Raw genomic sequence first — 15,486 nt, 5'->3', positions numbered from 1 at the left:
TCTCAATTTGGCACGGGGCGTGCCTGACTGATACCATTGACGACACTTAGACTAGTATTGTCGAAAAAATCGACACCGATGGACAGATTACATGGCTATCTCTATTAAGACACCTGAAGAAATTGAAAAGATGCGCGTCGCCGGTCGTCTGGCCGCGGACGTGCTGGAAATGATCGAACCGTTCGTGAAGCCGGGCGTCAGCACCGGTGAACTGGACCGCATCTGTAACGACTATATCGTGAACGAGCAGCACGCGGTTTCCGCCTGCCTCGGCTACCACGGTTTCCCAAAATCCGTCTGCATCTCCATTAATGAAGTGGTTTGCCACGGCATCCCGGACGATGAAAAACTGCTGAAAGATGGCGACATCGTCAACATCGACGTGACCGTCATTAAAGACGAGTACCACGGTGACACCTCTAAGATGTTCATCGTCGGCAAGCCGACTATTCTTGGCGAGCGTCTGTGCAAAGTGACGCAAGAGAGCCTGTACCTGGCGCTGAAAATGGTGAAGCCGGGCATTCGCCTGCGTACCATTGGTGCGGCAATCCAGAAATTTGTGGAAGCAGAAGGCTTCTCCGTGGTGCGCGAGTACTGTGGTCACGGCATTGGTCGCGTCTTCCATGAAGAACCGCAGGTTCTGCACTATGATGCCGATGACGGCGGCGTGGTGCTGCAAAAAGGCATGACCTTTACCATTGAGCCAATGGTCAACGCGGGTGACTACCGTATCCGCACCATGAAAGACGGCTGGACGGTGAAAACCAAAGACCGAAGCTTGTCTGCGCAGTACGAGCATACTATTGTGGTAACGGACAACGGCTGCGAAATTATGACGTTGCGCAAGGATGACACTATCCCGGCGATACTGACGAACATTGAGTGATAAGAAGCCGGCAAATGCCGGCTTTTTTAATGGCGATAGCTTTTTCTTATGGGTGGCGCACGATGAGTAATCTTTTACCCGAACAGTATGCTAACACAGCCCTTCCCACCCTCCCCGACCAGCCCGATAACCCGGGCGTCTGGCCATCGAACGAGCTGACCTGCGCCCACATTAAAGCCCACATGGAAACGTTCCATCGCTGGCTGGGCAGCGCGTTCGACGCCGGCGTGTCCGCCGAGCAGCTCATCGAAGCGCGTACCGAATTTATCGACCAGCTGCTGCAGCGTCTGTGGATCGAGTACGGATTCGGACAGGTAAGCGACGTCGCGCTGGTCGCGGTCGGGGGCTATGGCCGCGGAGAGCTGCATCCGCTTTCCGATATCGATCTCCTGATCTTAAGCCGCAAAAAGCTGCCGGACGAACAGGCGCAAAAAATTGGCGAGCTGCTGACCCTGCTCTGGGACGTGAAGCTGGAAGTCGGCCACAGCGTGCGCTCCCTGGAAGAGTGCCTGCTGGAAGGATTATCTGACCTGACCGTCGCCACCAACCTGATTGAAACCCGTCTGCTGATCGGTGACGTCGCGCTGTTCCTGGAGCTGCAAAAACACATCTTCAGCGACGGCTTCTGGCCGTCAGAAAAGTTCTTCGCCGCGAAGGTCGAGGAGCAAAACCAGCGCCACCAGCGCTACCACGGCACCAGCTACAATCTTGAACCCGATATTAAAAGCAGCCCCGGCGGCCTGCGCGATATCCACACGCTGCAGTGGGTCGCCCGCCGCCATTTTGGCGCCACCTCGCTGGACGAGATGGTCGGCTTTGGCTTCTTAACCGAGGCCGAGCGTAACGAGCTGAACGAGTGCCTGCACCTGCTCTGGCGCATCCGCTTTGCTCTGCATCTGGAGGTCACCCGCTACGATAACCGCCTGCTGTTTGACCGCCAGCTCAGCGTGGCCCAGCGGCTGAATTATCAGGGCGAAGGTAACGAACCGGTTGAGCAGATGATGAAGGATTTCTTCCGCGTCACCCGCCGGGTGACCGAGCTGAACCAGATGCTGTTGCAGCTGTTCGACGAGGCCATTCTCGCCCTGACGGCGGACGAAAAGCCGCGCCCGATTGATGACGAATTCCAGCTGCGCGGCACGCTTATCGATCTGCGGGACGACACGCTGTTTATCCGCGAGCCGGAAGCGATTCTGCGGATGTTTTATACCATGGTGCGCAACAGCACCATCACCGGGATCTACTCCACCACCCTGCGCCATCTTCGCCACGCGCGCCGCCATCTGACACAGCCGCTGTGCTATATCCCGGAAGCGCGCTCGCTGTTCCTGAGCATGCTGCGCCACCCGGGCGCCGTCAGCCGCGGCCTGCTGCCGATGCACCGCCACAGCGTGCTGTGGGCCTATATGCCGCAGTGGTCGCACATCGTCGGGCAAATGCAGTTCGATCTGTTCCACGCCTATACGGTGGATGAACACACGATCCGCGTGATGCTCAAGCTGGAAAGCTTTGCGAAAGAAGAGACGCGATCCCGCCACCCGCTCTGCGTAGAGCTGTGGCCGCGGCTCACCCATCCGGAACTGATCCTGATTGCCGCCCTGTTCCACGACATCGCCAAAGGCCGCGGCGGTGACCACTCGGTGCTCGGCGCGCAGGACGTGCTGAAATTTGCCGAGCTGCATGGGCTTAACTCGCGCGAAACGCAGCTGGTCGCCTGGCTGGTGCGTCATCACCTGCTGATGTCGGTCACCGCGCAGCGTCGTGATATTCAGGATCCGGAGGTGATCAAGCAGTTCGCCGAAGAGGTCCAGACGGAAAACCGTCTGCGCTATCTGGTCTGCCTGACGGTGGCCGATATCTGCGCCACCAACGAAACCCTGTGGAACAGCTGGAAGCAGAGCCTGCTGCGCGAGCTGTACTTCGCCACCGAAAAACAGCTGCGTCGCGGGATGCAAAATACCCCGGACATGCGCGAGCGCGTGCGTCATCACCAGCTTCAGGCGCTGGCGCTGCTGCGGATGGATAACATTGATGAAGAGGCGCTGCATCAGATTTGGGCCCGCTGTCGCGCCAACTATTTTGTCCGCCACAGCCCAAACCAGCTTGCGTGGCACGCGCGGCATCTGCTCAAGCACGATCTCTCCCAGCCGATGATCCTGCTCAGCCCGCAGGCCACCCGCGGCGGAACGGAGATTTTCATCTGGAGCCCTGACCGACCTTATCTGTTTGCTGCGGTCTGCGCCGAGCTGGACAGGCGTAACCTGAGCGTTCACGACGCGCAGATTTTCACTACCCGCGACGGCATGGCGATGGACACCTTTATCGTGCTGGAGCCGGACGGCAGCCCGCTGTCGTCGGACAGGCATGAAGGGATCCGTTTTGGTCTGGAGCAGGCCATTACCCAGCGCAGCTGGCAGCCCCCGCAGCCGCGTCGCCAGCCGGCGAAATTGCGCCACTTTACCGTCGATACCGAGGTCAATTTCCTGCCGACCCACACCGACCGTAAATCGTTCCTCGAGCTGATCGCGCTCGACCAGCCGGGGCTGCTTGCCCGCGTCGGCCAGGTTTTTGCCGATCTGGGAATTTCGCTTCATGGGGCCCGAATTACAACCATTGGCGAGCGAGTAGAAGATTTATTTATAATCGCGACAGCGGACCGGCGTGCCCTTAATAATGACCTGCAGCTTGAAGTGCAACAACGGTTGACAGCAGCCCTCAATCCAAACGATAAAGGGTGATATGTTTTTTAGTGAAATGGAAAGAGTAAACAATGCAGCAGTTACAGAACGTTATTGAGTCCGCTTTTGAGCGTCGCGCCGAGATTACCCCGGCAAATGTGGATACCGTGACCCGTGAAGCGGTAAACCAGGTGATTTCCCTGCTGGATTCCGGCGCGCTGCGCGTGGCAGAAAAAATCGACGGTCAGTGGGTCACTCATCAATGGCTGAAGAAAGCCGTGCTGCTCTCTTTCCGCATCAACGATAACCAGGTTATTGATGGCGCAGAAAGCCGCTACTTCGATAAAGTGCCGATGAAGTTCGCTGACTACGACGAAGCGCGTTTCCAGAAAGAAGGCTTCCGCGTGGTGCCGCCTGCGGCAGTTCGCCAGGGCGCATTCATCGCCCGCAACACCGTGCTGATGCCATCCTATGTGAACATCGGCGCTTACGTTGATGAAGGCACCATGGTTGATACATGGGCCACCGTGGGTTCCTGCGCGCAGATCGGTAAAAACGTTCACCTGTCCGGCGGCGTGGGCATCGGTGGCGTACTGGAGCCCCTGCAGGCTAACCCAACCATTATCGAAGACAACTGCTTCATCGGCGCGCGCTCCGAAGTGGTTGAAGGCGTGATCGTTGAAGAAGGTTCCGTGATCTCCATGGGCGTTTACATCGGTCAGAGCACCCGTATTTACGACCGTGAAACCGGCGAAGTTCACTACGGTCGCGTTCCGGCCGGCTCCGTGGTGGTTTCCGGCAACCTGCCGTCAAAAGATGGCAAATACAGCCTCTACTGTGCGGTTATCGTGAAGAAAGTGGATGCGAAAACGCGCGGTAAAGTGGGCATCAACGAATTGCTGCGCACCATCGATTAATCGGGTATAACAAAAAGCGGGGGCAACCCCGCTTTTTTTATATCTGAGGGTGGCGAAAATAGATTTTTTCGTTAATTATTCAAAGGTTATGTTGAGATCAAGGGTACCGCTATGTACGATAATCTGAAAAGTCTGGGCATTACCAATCCTGATGAAATTGATCGTTACAGCCTCCGTCAGGAAGCCAATAACGATATTTTGAAAATCTATTTTCACAAGGACAAAGGAGAGTTTTTCGCCAAAAGCGTGAAGTTTAAATACCCGCGCCAGCGTAAGACCGTTGTTGCTGACGGCGTAGGTCAGGGATACAAAGAAGTACAGGAAATCAGCCCTAACCTGCGCTATGTGATCGATGAACTCGATCAGATCTGCCAGCGCGACCGCACCGAAGTCGATCTCAAGCGTAAGATCCTTGACGATCTGCGTCACCTTGAAAGCGTTGTGACCAACAAGATCAGCGAAATTGAAGCGGATCTTGAGAAATTAACCCGCAACAAATGAGTTGGGTGCAGCCTGATGCCCTCACCCCAGCCCTCTCCCACAGGGCTGGGGAATCCCCAGTAATTTTTTTAACTGAAGCGACGTATCTAGCATCAGGATTATGAATGCCTTACAGCAATGACCTGGTCCGGCTGTAAATCGCCGAAGCGTTTCCTGCAGGCCGGGGCGAGGCGCATGGATGCGCCGAGAGGGCGGCCTTTACAGGGACGTTACCTCCGCCCGTCCCCGATAAGCCGGAAGGAATAAGCTGAGGGCACCGCGAAGCGGCGATTTACCGCCGGGAGCCCGGGTCGCCAGGGTGGTGGCGATTGAGCCACCCTGGCACGTTCACCGGTCATGTCGTTACAGAGTAGCAAGGAACATAAAGTGAACGGAATGACATCCACAGCCGTATGTTCCCCCTCACCCCAGCCCTCTCCCTCAAGGGAGAGGGGGTCGTCCGTGCAGGCAATATTTTGTGGGGATCCCTCAGCCCACAGGTAGAGGGTGAAAACCATGATGTAGGCCGAAGCCGCCACCCGGCAAAATAACCTCACCGCTGCTCGTCCAGCTGCAGCGCCACGTACAGCAGCAGCCTGTCGTCAAAATTCCCCAGGTCCAGCCCCGTCAGCTCCGAAATTCGGTTTAACCGATACTCCAGGGTATTGCGGTGGATAAACAGCGCTTTTGACGTCGCCAGCGGCTGCACGTTATGGCTGAACCACGCCTGCAGCGTCCGGCGCAGCAGGCCGTTGTTGTCCATGGCTTTCAGACGCGCTAAGGGCCGCGCCAGCTCGTTGGCCTGCCAGCCCCCGCGCAGGCTGTCGAGCAGCACCGGCAGCATCAGATCCTGATAGAAGTAGCTCCGACTCTCCGGCATCCGCTGCTTGCCCACCATCATGGTGGTGCGCGCGGTACGCCAGGAGCGGGCGATACTGCCCGGCCCGGTAAAGTAGTTGCCCAGCGCAACGCGAAAACGCAGCTGGCCATTCTCCTTCATGCGGGAGATGAGCAGCTCCACGCGACGACGATGATCGTCGGCATCCCAGCGGCCAAACGCATTGAGCGCCGGTTTGAGCACCACCATTTCCGTCAGAGAAACGATCGCCACCAGGTTATCGCGCTCCGGCGTCGCCAGCGCATTTTGCAGCTGCTGCAGCTCGGCCATCGCGCTGTCCACGCCAAGCTGACCGCTATCGACCTCAATGACCGCCACCACGCGCGGCTGGTTCAGATCGATCCCCAGACGCTGCGCCCATTCGCTGAGTGCAGGCGTATGCTCTTCCGCCTGAATAAGGTTCATCACCAGCTCTTCACGCAGGCGGCTATCCTGAGCCAGCAGGTGCATCAGGCGCGACTGCTCCAGCATCATCTCTGCCGTCATGCAGACCAGCTCGCCGTATTTTCGCAGAGACTCCGGCTCGCCGGTCAGGCCGATGACCCCGACAATCTCGCCTTCAAGGCGCAGCGGGAGGTTGATGCCCTGGCGGACGCCGTGCAGGTGTTTCGCTACCGCATCGTCGATATCCACGACCCGCCCCTGAGAAAGCACCAGCAGCGCACCTTCGTGCAATTCACCAATACGCTCGCGATCGCCGCTGCCAATAATGCGCCCGCGGGCATCCATTACGTTGATATTGGTATCAATGATGCGCATGGTGCGCGCCACGATATCCTGTGCCATTTTGGTATCAAGATGCCAGCCAGCCATGCAACCCTCCTGTGAGCAGAGCTCAAGCATAGGGAAGTTCAGTATCGGCTGCATTGTGCGAATGCACAAAGAGAGGGAAAGATGTATGGAGTTGTGCCAGGCGTCACAGAAACGAGAAAGCCCCTGCGCGCAGGGGCTTAAGAGGATTACTGCATCAGCAGGTAGATAGAGGTATCACCACGCTGGATATTCAGCGCCAGCACGGACGGCTTGCTGTCGAGAATTTTGCGCAGTTCAGCGATGTTTTTCACCGGCTGCTGGTTAGCCCCCATGATCACATCGCCTTTTTTCAGGCCGATACGGGCTGCCGGTGAGTTCGCTTTCACGTTGTTCACCACCACGCCTTTATCTGCGCCTTTGTTGCTCATCTCAGCCCCTTCAATACCGCTGAAGATGGTGCTGGAATCCACCTGATTCTGGCTGCTCTGCTGCAGCTCCAGGCTCACGTTAACCGGCTTACCGTCGCGCAGCAGGCCAAGGGTCACTTTGCTGCCAATCGGCATTGAGCCCACTTCGGCGCGCAGGGCGGCAAAGCTGCTGATCGGCTTACCGTTCAGGGAGGTGATCACGTCGCCTGCTTTAATGCCCGCTTTTGCCGCAGAGGAGTTCGGCATCACCTGGCTGACGAATGCCCCTCGCTGGGCGTCAACTTTCATCGCCTTCGCCAGCTCGGAGTTCAGTTCCGTACCGAGGATACCGAGCTCGCCGCGTTTCACCTGGCCGTACTGCACCATCTGCGCGGTCAGGTTTTTCACCATGTTGCTCGGGATAGCAAAGCCGATACCGATGTTTCCACCGTCCGGTGCCAGGATCGCGGTGTTGATACCGATCAGCTCGCCGTTCAGGTTCACCAGCGCACCGCCGGAGTTACCGCGGTTGATCGCCGCATCCGTCTGGATAAAGTTCTCGTAGTTCTCTGCGTTCAGGCCGCTACGGCCCAGCGCAGAGACGATGCCCGAAGTCACGGTTTCACCCAGACCGAACGGGTTACCGATCGCCACGGTGTAGTCCCCGACGCGCAGCGCGTCGGAGTCGGCAAGCTTAATCGCCGTCAGGTTTTTTGGATCCTGAATCTGAATCAGCGCGATGTCGGAGCGCGGATCTTTACCCACCACCTTGGCGTCGAACTTGCGGCCATCGCTCAGCTGAACCTTAATGGTGCTGGCGTTATCAACAACGTGGTTATTGGTGACGACGTAGCCTTTAGCGGCATCAATAATCACCCCTGAACCAAGCGCCATGAATTTCTGCTGCTGGCCGCCGCCGCTCTGGCCGTCATCCCCGGCACCGCCGCCCTGACAGAACGGCGAGCTCTGGAATGGCGAACCGTCCTGACAGAACGGTGAGTTGTCACCGAAGAACTGCTGGAAGTTACGCGGCATACGCGGCGTATTGACGGTCGTGCTACCCTCAACGTTAATACTCACCACCGATGGCATCACTTTTTCGAGCATCGGTGCCAGGCTTGGCATCTGCTGCGCGGTTGCTGCCGACGACGCGGTCTCGGCTGCAGTAGCAGTCAGAGGAGACAGCGCTAAACCTAAACTCAGAGCCAGTGCACTCATTGCTAATGTGGTTTTTTTCATGTTTCTCAATCTCGATTTACAGGTAACGCAAAATTGCTGTGTAACTCAGATTCGTTTTATACCGCTTAGTTCCGGCGATAAGTTTATGGAAAAGGTAAAAATTTATTGGCCGTCTTTACAAAACTCCGACGTTATTCCACCGCCATGAGCTTGCGGTATTCATCCCAGGCATACAAATCGGTCATGCCGCTGATATAGTCCTGGATAAGACGGCAGCGATAATAATATTCCATCACCGGCCATTGGGTAGAATGGCGATCCAGTTTGCCAATCGCTTCGACATACGCCAGACGATGCCGGGTAGAGAGTTTCTGATAAAGCCGCGATTCAATCGGGATCCGGCGCACGCGCTCGTGTTCCACCAGCTCGCTGAATTCGTCGGCCGACAGCTGGAGCAGCGGGGAATAAATTTCCAGTAAGCCACTGATGACCCGATAGCCCTGCAGTTCTAATTGCTCGACATCCGGATGGCTGAATACATGCCGCATCGCCACATGTTTATAAAGCTCAAGGAGTTGGCTGAAGCTGCTGTCGTCTTCCAGCAGCGCGTGGTTGAATTCCCCGCTGAAGATGAGCGGCAAATTATCAATAAAGCGCGACGCCGCATACGGCACCAGCTTATTTAATGTATTAACCCTCAAATACATAAAGAACTGGTCTTCCGTACTGCGGCTTAACGTATTCGATCGCGATTTTTCCCAGGCATTTTCGACCACCTGGGCAAACAGCGAGCCTTTTTCATGAGTGCCCCAGGCCGCATAAAGATGCTGATAAAGCTCTTCAACGCTGAAAATTCTTTTCTCAACGGCATCTTCCAGGTCAGCCACGCAATAGGAAATATCATCCGCGGCTTCCATAATCCAGGTCAATGGAAAGCGGCCGTTTGGGGTCAGTGAAAGTTCTTTACGTAGCCTTTCTATATAGGCTTCTTCAGAAAGATAATAGCCCGGCTTTTTCATTAAATAGCTGTGGGACGCGGGCGTCTCACCCATCCACCACGCGGGACGCGTATATTTCAGAATGCAGCCAACCTGTGCCCAGGTCAGGTTCATGCGCATCAGGGAATGAACCAGCCGGATCCCCTGGGCATTGCCCTCGAAGTGACACAAGTCCTGCCGCACTTTGCGGCGCAGATCGTTAAGCCCGTCTTCACCTTCACGCAGGCGTAAATCCCGAACGGTGCAGCGGTCATCGCTCAGCGGCTGGCTCAACGCATCCGAAGGATGAAGCCGCTGCTTAAACCAGTCATTGATAGCCGCCTCGCCAAAGTGGCCGAAAGGCGGGTTACCGATGTCATGCATCAGGCAGGCCATCTCAACGATGCTCTCGAAGGGCCCCGTCAGTTCGTCCAGCCCATAGGTTTCCAGTAAACGCTGCTCTTTAAGACGGCTCAAAATCTCTTTTGCAATGTAGCGCCCAACCTGCTGCACTTCCATTGAGTGGGTTAAGCGCGTGCGCACCGCGGCGTTACGCTCCAGCGGGAAAACCTGGGTCTTTTGCTGCAGACGGCGAATGGCGGGCGAGTTAATGATTCTCCCGCGATCGCTTTCGAAGATACGCAGGATCTCATGTTCGCTCTTGTCGCCCTGCGGCGAACGGAAACGTCGGTGCCAGTTAATTTTGGTACGAAAATCGATTGGTGACATGTGCTCCCCCGCGTGAGAATGCGTTTCCCCTTAACCGCATGATAGACTATGCATCTTAACAAGGCACATCGCGAGTAAATCTATGAAAATCGGCATTATTGGTGCAATGGAAGAAGAAGTTACGCTGCTGCGTGACAAAATTGAGAACCGTCAGACCCTCTCTCTGGGGGGTTGTGAAATCTACACCGGCCAGCTGAACGGTGTTGAGGTGGCTCTGCTGAAATCAGGCATCGGTAAAGTGGCTGCTGCGCTGGGGGCAACCCTGCTGCTTGAGCGCTGCAAGCCGGACGTGATCGTGAACACCGGCTCTGCGGGCGGCCTGGCGCCGACGCTGAAAGTGGGTGATATCGTGGTTTCCGACGAAGCGCGTTACCACGATGCCGACGTTACCGCATTTGGTTACGAATACGGTCAGCTTCCGGGCTGCCCGGCAGGGTTTAAAGCTGACGACAAGCTGATTGCGGCGGCAGAGACCTGCATTGCAGAACTCAACCTCAACGCGGTACGCGGCCTGATTGTCAGCGGTGATGCCTTCATCAACGGCTCCGTTGGGCTGGCAAAAATCCGCCATAACTTCCCTCAGGCGGTGGCCGTTGAGATGGAAGCGACCGCGATTGCGCACGTTTGCCATAACTTTAACGTACCGTTCGTGGTGGTTCGCGCCATATCTGACGTGGCAGACCAGCAGTCCCACATCAGCTTCGACGAGTTCCTGACCGTTGCGGCAAAACAGTCCACCGTGATGGTGGAACGCCTGGTGCAGAACCTGGCACGTGGCTAAACATACCGTCAGGGCGCTGGTCGCCCTGCTTCTTCTCGCCCCGCTGTGGCTCTATGCCGCACCGCGCGTGATTACGCTCTCCCCTGCAAATACGGAACTGGCCTTTGCCGCCGGGATCGCGCCGGTTGGCGTAAGCAGCTTTTCGGATTACCCACCGCAGGCCGCGGGTATTGAGCAAGTGGCAACCTGGCAGGGGATGAACGTTGAGCGCATCGTGGCGCTCAAGCCGGATCTTGTGCTGGCCTGGCGGGGCGGCAACGCCGAGCGGCAGGTTAACCAGCTTGCCTCGCTTGGCATTAAGGTCATGTGGATTGATGCCGTCAGCATTGAGCAGGTCGCTCAGGCACTGCGCGCCCTCGCCCCTTATAGCCCTACCCCTGAAAAAGCCGAGCGCGCGGCGAACCAGATGCTCAATGACTATGCCGCGCTGAAATCCCGATATGATACCTCCGTGAAAAAACGCATCTTCCTGCAGTTTGGCAGCCAGCCGCTGTTCACCACCGGAAAAGGGTCGATTCAGAATCAGGTGCTGGAAGTCTGCGGAGGGGAAAACATTTTTGCAGCCAGCCGGGTGCCGTGGCCTCAGGTAAGCCGTGAGCAGGTTCTGGCGCGCCAGCCACAGGCCATCGTCGTGGTCGGAAATGCGAGCGAAATTCCCAAAATAGAACAATTCTGGCAAAAGCAGCTAAAAATACCGGTAATACCCCTCAACAGTGACTGGTTTGAACGCGCCAGCCCGCGTATTATCCTCGCCGCAAAACAGCTCTGTGCCGCGCTGGCAGAGAGTCACTAACAGAAGACCTTTTTCGAGGATTTAACGATGCTCGTTTATTGGCTGGATATTCTTGGCACAGCCGTTTTTGCTATCTCCGGCGTACTGCTCGCAGGGAAACTCCGCATGGATCCGTTTGGCGTGCTGGTGCTGGGCGTGGTGACCGCCGTCGGCGGGGGGACGATCCGCGACATGGCACTGGCGAATGGCCCGGTGTTTTGGGTGAAAGATCCCACCGATCTGGTGGTCGCGATGGTCACCTGCCTGTTAACCATCGTGCTGGTTCGCCAGCCGCGCCGCTTACCCAAATGGATCTTGCCGGTGCTTGATGCCGTCGGTCTGGCCGTCTTCGTCGGTATTGGCGTCAATAAGGCGTTTAATGCGGGCACCGGTCCAATGGTGGCAATCTGCATGGGCGTATTAACCGGCGTGGGCGGCGGGATCATTCGCGACATTCTGGCGCGCGAAGTGCCGATGATCCTGCGTACTGAAATTTACGCAACGGCCTGCATTGTGGGTGGGATTGTTCACGCGACCGCCTATTACACCTTTGCAATCCCGCTGGAAAATGCCGCGATGCTGGGGATGGTCGTAACGCTGGTGATTCGTCTGGCGGCGATACGCTGGCACCTGAAGCTGCCGACGTTTACCCTGGATGAAAATTCAAGATAGGCGTCGTTTATAAGCCCGGTGGCGCTTCGCTTACCGGGCCTACAATCCGCATTCAGGCTTAAATGCTGAACGAAGAACCACACCCGCAGGTGCTTGTCGCGTTCGGGTTCGTCACCACAAAGCGCGACCCTTCCAGACCCTCGGTGTAATCCACCGAACCACCCACCAGATACTGCAAGCTCATTGGGTCAACCACCAGCGCGACGCCCTGTTTCTCGATAGTCATATCGCCATCGTTAACCTGATCGTCAAAGGTAAAACCATACTGGAAGCCGCTGCAGCCGCCACCGGTAATATAAACACGCAGTTTCAGATCCGGATTGTCTTCGTCGGCAATCAGGTTTTTCACTTTGTTGGCTGCTGCTTCGGTAAACTCCAGCGGCACAGCTACATCATCACTCATCATATGCTCCCATGAATACTGCTACTGCCATTGGGCAAAATTCACCCAATTCTTTGTGTCATTATCTAATACCCTGGTAATTCATTCAAGTATTCTGCGTGGCGGCCCGCTCAGCCTCTTGTTTTGCCAGGGTACGCGCGAGGATGGTGGAGTATAGCGGTTTTCCACCCAGGAACTGGGCTAATAGTGTCGCGCCGAGACAGGTAATGATCATTGGCAAAATGAGCTGGTAATTGTCCGTCATCTCCAGGACCAGCACGATCCCGGTCAACGGCGCACGCAGGGAAGCGGCCAGCAGCGCCCCCATTCCGGCCACCGCAAAGGTCCCGGCGTCAAGATGATAGGCGGGAAAACCCGCTTCAGCCGCCATACCAAACGCGGTGCCCAGCAGCGTACCCAGCGCCAGCATCGGGGCGAATATCCCGCCGGGCGCGCCGGAGGAAAAGCAGAGCACCGTCGTTATGACGCGGGAGATAAACATAAACAGCAGCAGACCCACGCTGAAATTCCCCGCCGCCGCAATGGGGATCAGCCCGAACCCGCCGCCCGCGGCGTTCGGCTCGATAAAGCCGAGCACGCCGCACATTCCGCCCAGCAGGCCGCCCATCAGCACCCATTTCGTGGTGTTCCCGCCGTGAATGCGCTGGAACATCTCCTGAGCACGCAGGATAAAGGTGTTAAATAGCGGCCCCACTATGCCAAAAATCATGCCGAGGATCAGGTAAAGCCACAGGGTGTTGACCGGAGCGTTGGTCAGCTTGCCCACCTCAATCACCGCCCCTTCGCCGTTAAAAATGCGAAAAACGATGCTCGACATAATAACGCCGGTAAACACCGCTTTAATCGAGATCAGGTTGTAGCGAAACTGCGCGCGCATCTCTTCAATGATGAACAATATGCCCGCCAGCGGCGCGTTAAACGCCGCTGAAAGCCCCGCCGCGGCACCGGTGGCCAGCAGCGTATGGCGCGCTTCGGCGCTGCGCATGCGAAACAGATCGCCCACCATACGGCCGACGTTGCCCCCCAGCTGTACCGTTGGTCCTTCCCTGCCCAGCACCATTCCCGCGCCCAGCGTCCCCATGCCGCCGATAAATTTTACCGGAATGACCCGCCACCAGCGCACCGGCCGCAGCTCCTCCAGCGCACCTTCAATTTCCGGGATGCCCGATCCGCCCGCTTCCGGCGCGAATTTACGCACCAGAAAATACCCTACCATGGCAAACAGCGCCGACAGGCCGAATGCCAAAACCCAGACCAGCCATTCGCTGTCGGCAAAAATGGCCACGGCGCCCACTCGCCAGTTGAGTACGGCATTGACCGCTTTTTCAAACGCCACGCCCACCAGGCCCGCGAGCGTTCCCACCACGGCAGCGGCAAGCAGGATCGCCAGCGGCGTTTTATCGCGATTGAGCAGCCGCCGAATGCTGATTCGGTGCTGGGCGCGCGTAAACTGTTGTTCTTCAAATGAAGGAGAGTTTTCTTTCATTACCTGTTCTTTTTCGTCATACAAATAACCCGCGGGATTTTACCAGACACACCTCCTGTAGATCACTTAGAATAGCCCCCTAAACTTATTTCTACGAATCAGGAACGACGCCATGAGCAAGTCAGAAAACCTCTACAGCGCAGCCCGCGAGCTAATTCCGGGTGGCGTAAACTCACCCGTGCGCGCCTTTACCGGCGTGGGCGGCACGCCGCTGTTTATTGAACGCGCTGACGGCGCATATCTGTATGATGTCGATGGCAAAGCCTACGTTGATTATGTCGGTTCCTGGGGGCCGATGGTGCTGGGGCATAACCATCCTGCCATTCGTAACGCGGTGATTGAAGCCGCCCAGCGCGGCCTGAGCTTCGGTGCGCCAACCGAGATGGAAGTGAAGATGGCGGAGCTGGTGACTGAACTGGTGCCGACCATGGATATGGTGCGTATGGTGAACTCCGGTACCGAAGCGACCATGAGCGCGATTCGCCTGGCGCGCGGTTTTACCGGTCGCGATAAAATCATTAAATTCGAAGGCTGCTACCACGGCCACGCGGACTGTCTGCTGGTAAAAGCCGGTTCCGGCGCGCTGACCCTCGGCCAGCCAAACTCCCCGGGCGTACCGGCAGATTTCGCGAAGCATACCCTGACCTGCACCTACAACGATCTGAGCACCGTTCGCGCGGCGTTCGAGCAGTATCCGCAGGAGATCGCCTGCATTATCGTTGAGCCGGTTGCGGGCAACATGAACTGCATCCCACCGCAGCCTGACTTCCTGCCGGGCCTGCGCGCCCTGTGCGATGAGTTCGGCGCGCTGCTGATCATCGATGAAGTCATGACCGGCTTCCGCGTGGCGCTGGCGGGTGCCCAGTCTTATTATGACGTCGAGCCGGACCTGACCTGCCTCGGTAAAATCATCGGTGGCGGTATGCCGGTCGGCGCATTTGGTGGCCGTAAGGACGTGATGGAAGCCCTGGCGCCTACCGGCCCGGTTTACCAGGCGGGCACGCTCTCCGGTAACCCTATCGCAATGGCGGCGGGTTTTGCCTGCCTGACCGAGGTGGCGCAGCCGGGCATTCACGAAACCCTGACCGACCGAACCACGCAGCTGGCAAACGGTCTGCTGGAAGCCGCAGAAGAGGCAGGCATTCCGCTGGTGGTCAACCACGTGGGCGGCATGTTCGGGATCTTCTTCACCGATGCGAAAACCGTGACCTGCTATCAGGACGTGGTGAAGTGCGACGTTGAACGCTTCAAGCGTTTCTTCCACCTGATGCTGGAAGAAGGCGTGTACCTCGCGCCGTCAGCGTTCGAAGCGGGCTTTATGTCCGTGGCGCACAGCGAAGAGGATATCAACAACACCATCGACGCGGCGCGTAAGGTGTTTGCGAAGCTTTAAGGTCCGTGCGGGGTGATACCCTCACCCCAACCCTCTCCCACAGGGAGCAAACCCTAAAACGGCAATCTAAGGATT

13 protein-coding genes are annotated in these 15,486 nt (G+C 57.1%); 8 read left to right on the top strand and 5 right to left on the bottom strand.

All coding sequences use genetic code 11. From position 1 onward, the window contains the following. The first annotated feature begins 91 nt into the window (after positions 1-91). From map to FY206_RS04720, 4 genes are all read left to right on the top strand, one after another. Positions 92-886, top strand: coding sequence for a type I methionyl aminopeptidase (map, locus tag FY206_RS04735; protein ID WP_015572721.1), 795 nt, complete (start codon positions 92-94; stop codon positions 884-886). A 62-nt stretch (positions 887-948) separates the two neighbouring features. Further along, positions 949-3,624: a bifunctional uridylyltransferase/uridylyl-removing protein GlnD gene (gene glnD, locus FY206_RS04730; protein ID WP_032644177.1), complete on the top strand. Its 2,676-nt coding sequence runs from the start codon at positions 949-951 to the stop codon at positions 3,622-3,624. A gap of 32 nt (positions 3,625-3,656) precedes the next feature. Then, the gene (dapD, locus tag FY206_RS04725; protein WP_008501915.1) at positions 3,657-4,481 is read left to right on the top strand and encodes a 2,3,4,5-tetrahydropyridine-2,6-dicarboxylate N-succinyltransferase; all 825 of its coding nucleotides are present in this window, start codon (positions 3,657-3,659) and stop codon (positions 4,479-4,481) included. A 111-nt stretch (positions 4,482-4,592) separates the two neighbouring features. Then, positions 4,593-4,982, top strand: a complete 390-nt coding sequence (locus FY206_RS04720; protein ID WP_008501916.1) for a DUF3461 family protein — start codon at positions 4,593-4,595, stop codon at positions 4,980-4,982. Positions 4,983-5,514: 532 nt separating this feature from the next. On the opposite strand, the gene FY206_RS04710 is transcribed toward FY206_RS04720, so the two are convergent. The 3 genes from FY206_RS04710 to dgt all read right to left on the bottom strand — a co-directional run bounded on the left by FY206_RS04710 (position 5,515) and on the right by dgt (position 9,904). Further along, positions 5,515-6,672: a CdaR family transcriptional regulator gene (locus FY206_RS04710; RefSeq protein ID WP_032644130.1), complete on the bottom strand. Its 1,158-nt coding sequence runs from the start codon at positions 6,670-6,672 to the stop codon at positions 5,515-5,517. A 146-nt stretch (positions 6,673-6,818) separates the two neighbouring features. Next, positions 6,819-8,258 carry a serine endoprotease DegP gene (degP, locus tag FY206_RS04705; protein WP_032644129.1) on the bottom strand — a complete coding sequence of 480 codons (1,440 nt, stop codon included), beginning with the start codon at positions 8,256-8,258 and terminating at the stop codon, positions 6,819-6,821. Between the two features lie 131 nt (positions 8,259-8,389). Next, positions 8,390-9,904, bottom strand: a complete 1,515-nt coding sequence (gene dgt, locus FY206_RS04700; protein WP_032644128.1) for a dGTPase — start codon at positions 9,902-9,904, stop codon at positions 8,390-8,392. 82 nt (positions 9,905-9,986) lie between these two features. Here dgt and mtnN point away from each other — a divergent pair, with 82 nt between their 5' ends. The 3 genes from mtnN to FY206_RS04685 are packed head-to-tail and all read left to right on the top strand — an operon-like array spanning position 9,987 to position 12,129. Further along, positions 9,987-10,685: a 5'-methylthioadenosine/S-adenosylhomocysteine nucleosidase gene (gene mtnN, locus FY206_RS04695; RefSeq protein WP_032644127.1), complete on the top strand. Its 699-nt coding sequence runs from the start codon at positions 9,987-9,989 to the stop codon at positions 10,683-10,685. Then, positions 10,678-11,478, top strand: a complete 801-nt coding sequence (gene btuF, locus FY206_RS04690) for a vitamin B12 ABC transporter substrate-binding protein BtuF (RefSeq protein WP_032644126.1) — start codon at positions 10,678-10,680, stop codon at positions 11,476-11,478. Before mtnN ends, btuF begins: the two co-directional genes overlap by 8 nt. Before the next feature lie 27 nt (positions 11,479-11,505). Beyond that, positions 11,506-12,129, top strand: a complete 624-nt coding sequence (locus tag FY206_RS04685) for a TRIC cation channel family protein (protein WP_032644125.1) — start codon at positions 11,506-11,508, stop codon at positions 12,127-12,129. A 58-nt stretch (positions 12,130-12,187) separates the two neighbouring features. On the opposite strand, the gene erpA is transcribed toward FY206_RS04685, so the two are convergent. Beyond that, positions 12,188-12,532: an iron-sulfur cluster insertion protein ErpA gene (gene erpA / locus FY206_RS04680; protein WP_032644124.1), complete on the bottom strand. Its 345-nt coding sequence runs from the start codon at positions 12,530-12,532 to the stop codon at positions 12,188-12,190. Positions 12,533-12,617: 85 nt separating this feature from the next. Beyond that, the gene (clcA, locus tag FY206_RS04675) at positions 12,618-14,018 is read right to left on the bottom strand and encodes a H(+)/Cl(-) exchange transporter ClcA (RefSeq protein WP_032644176.1); all 1,401 of its coding nucleotides are present in this window, start codon (positions 14,016-14,018) and stop codon (positions 12,618-12,620) included. 112 nt (positions 14,019-14,130) lie between these two features. Between clcA and hemL the strand changes: the two genes are divergently transcribed. Then, the gene (hemL, locus tag FY206_RS04670; RefSeq protein ID WP_032644123.1) at positions 14,131-15,411 is read left to right on the top strand and encodes a glutamate-1-semialdehyde 2,1-aminomutase; all 1,281 of its coding nucleotides are present in this window, start codon (positions 14,131-14,133) and stop codon (positions 15,409-15,411) included. Positions 15,412-15,486 lie beyond the last annotated feature (75 nt).

The organism is Enterobacter chengduensis, assembly GCF_001984825.2.
GTDB classification, from domain to species: domain Bacteria; phylum Pseudomonadota; class Gammaproteobacteria; order Enterobacterales; family Enterobacteriaceae; genus Enterobacter; species Enterobacter chengduensis.
The sequence above is the reverse complement of the archived record's forward strand: the minus strand, read 5'-3'. Positions and strand labels throughout refer to the sequence as shown.

Coding starts and splice junctions, on each gene's coding strand:
- map (WP_015572721.1), top strand. CDS start 92: ATGGCTATCTCTATTAAGACACCTGAAGAAATTGAAAAGATGCGCGTC.
- glnD (WP_032644177.1), top strand. CDS start 949: ATGAGTAATCTTTTACCCGAACAGTATGCTAACACAGCCCTTCCCACC.
- dapD (WP_008501915.1), top strand. CDS start 3,657: ATGCAGCAGTTACAGAACGTTATTGAGTCCGCTTTTGAGCGTCGCGCC.
- FY206_RS04720 (WP_008501916.1), top strand. CDS start 4,593: ATGTACGATAATCTGAAAAGTCTGGGCATTACCAATCCTGATGAAATT.
- FY206_RS04710 (WP_032644130.1), bottom strand. CDS start 6,672: ATGGCTGGCTGGCATCTTGATACCAAAATGGCACAGGATATCGTGGCG.
- degP (WP_032644129.1), bottom strand. CDS start 8,258: ATGAAAAAAACCACATTAGCAATGAGTGCACTGGCTCTGAGTTTAGGT.
- dgt (WP_032644128.1), bottom strand. CDS start 9,904: ATGTCACCAATCGATTTTCGTACCAAAATTAACTGGCACCGACGTTTC.
- mtnN (WP_032644127.1), top strand. CDS start 9,987: ATGAAAATCGGCATTATTGGTGCAATGGAAGAAGAAGTTACGCTGCTG.
- FY206_RS04685 (WP_032644125.1), top strand. CDS start 11,506: ATGCTCGTTTATTGGCTGGATATTCTTGGCACAGCCGTTTTTGCTATC.
- erpA (WP_032644124.1), bottom strand. CDS start 12,532: ATGAGTGATGATGTAGCTGTGCCGCTGGAGTTTACCGAAGCAGCAGCC.
- clcA (WP_032644176.1), bottom strand. CDS start 14,018: ATGAAAGAAAACTCTCCTTCATTTGAAGAACAACAGTTTACGCGCGCC.
- hemL (WP_032644123.1), top strand. CDS start 14,131: ATGAGCAAGTCAGAAAACCTCTACAGCGCAGCCCGCGAGCTAATTCCG.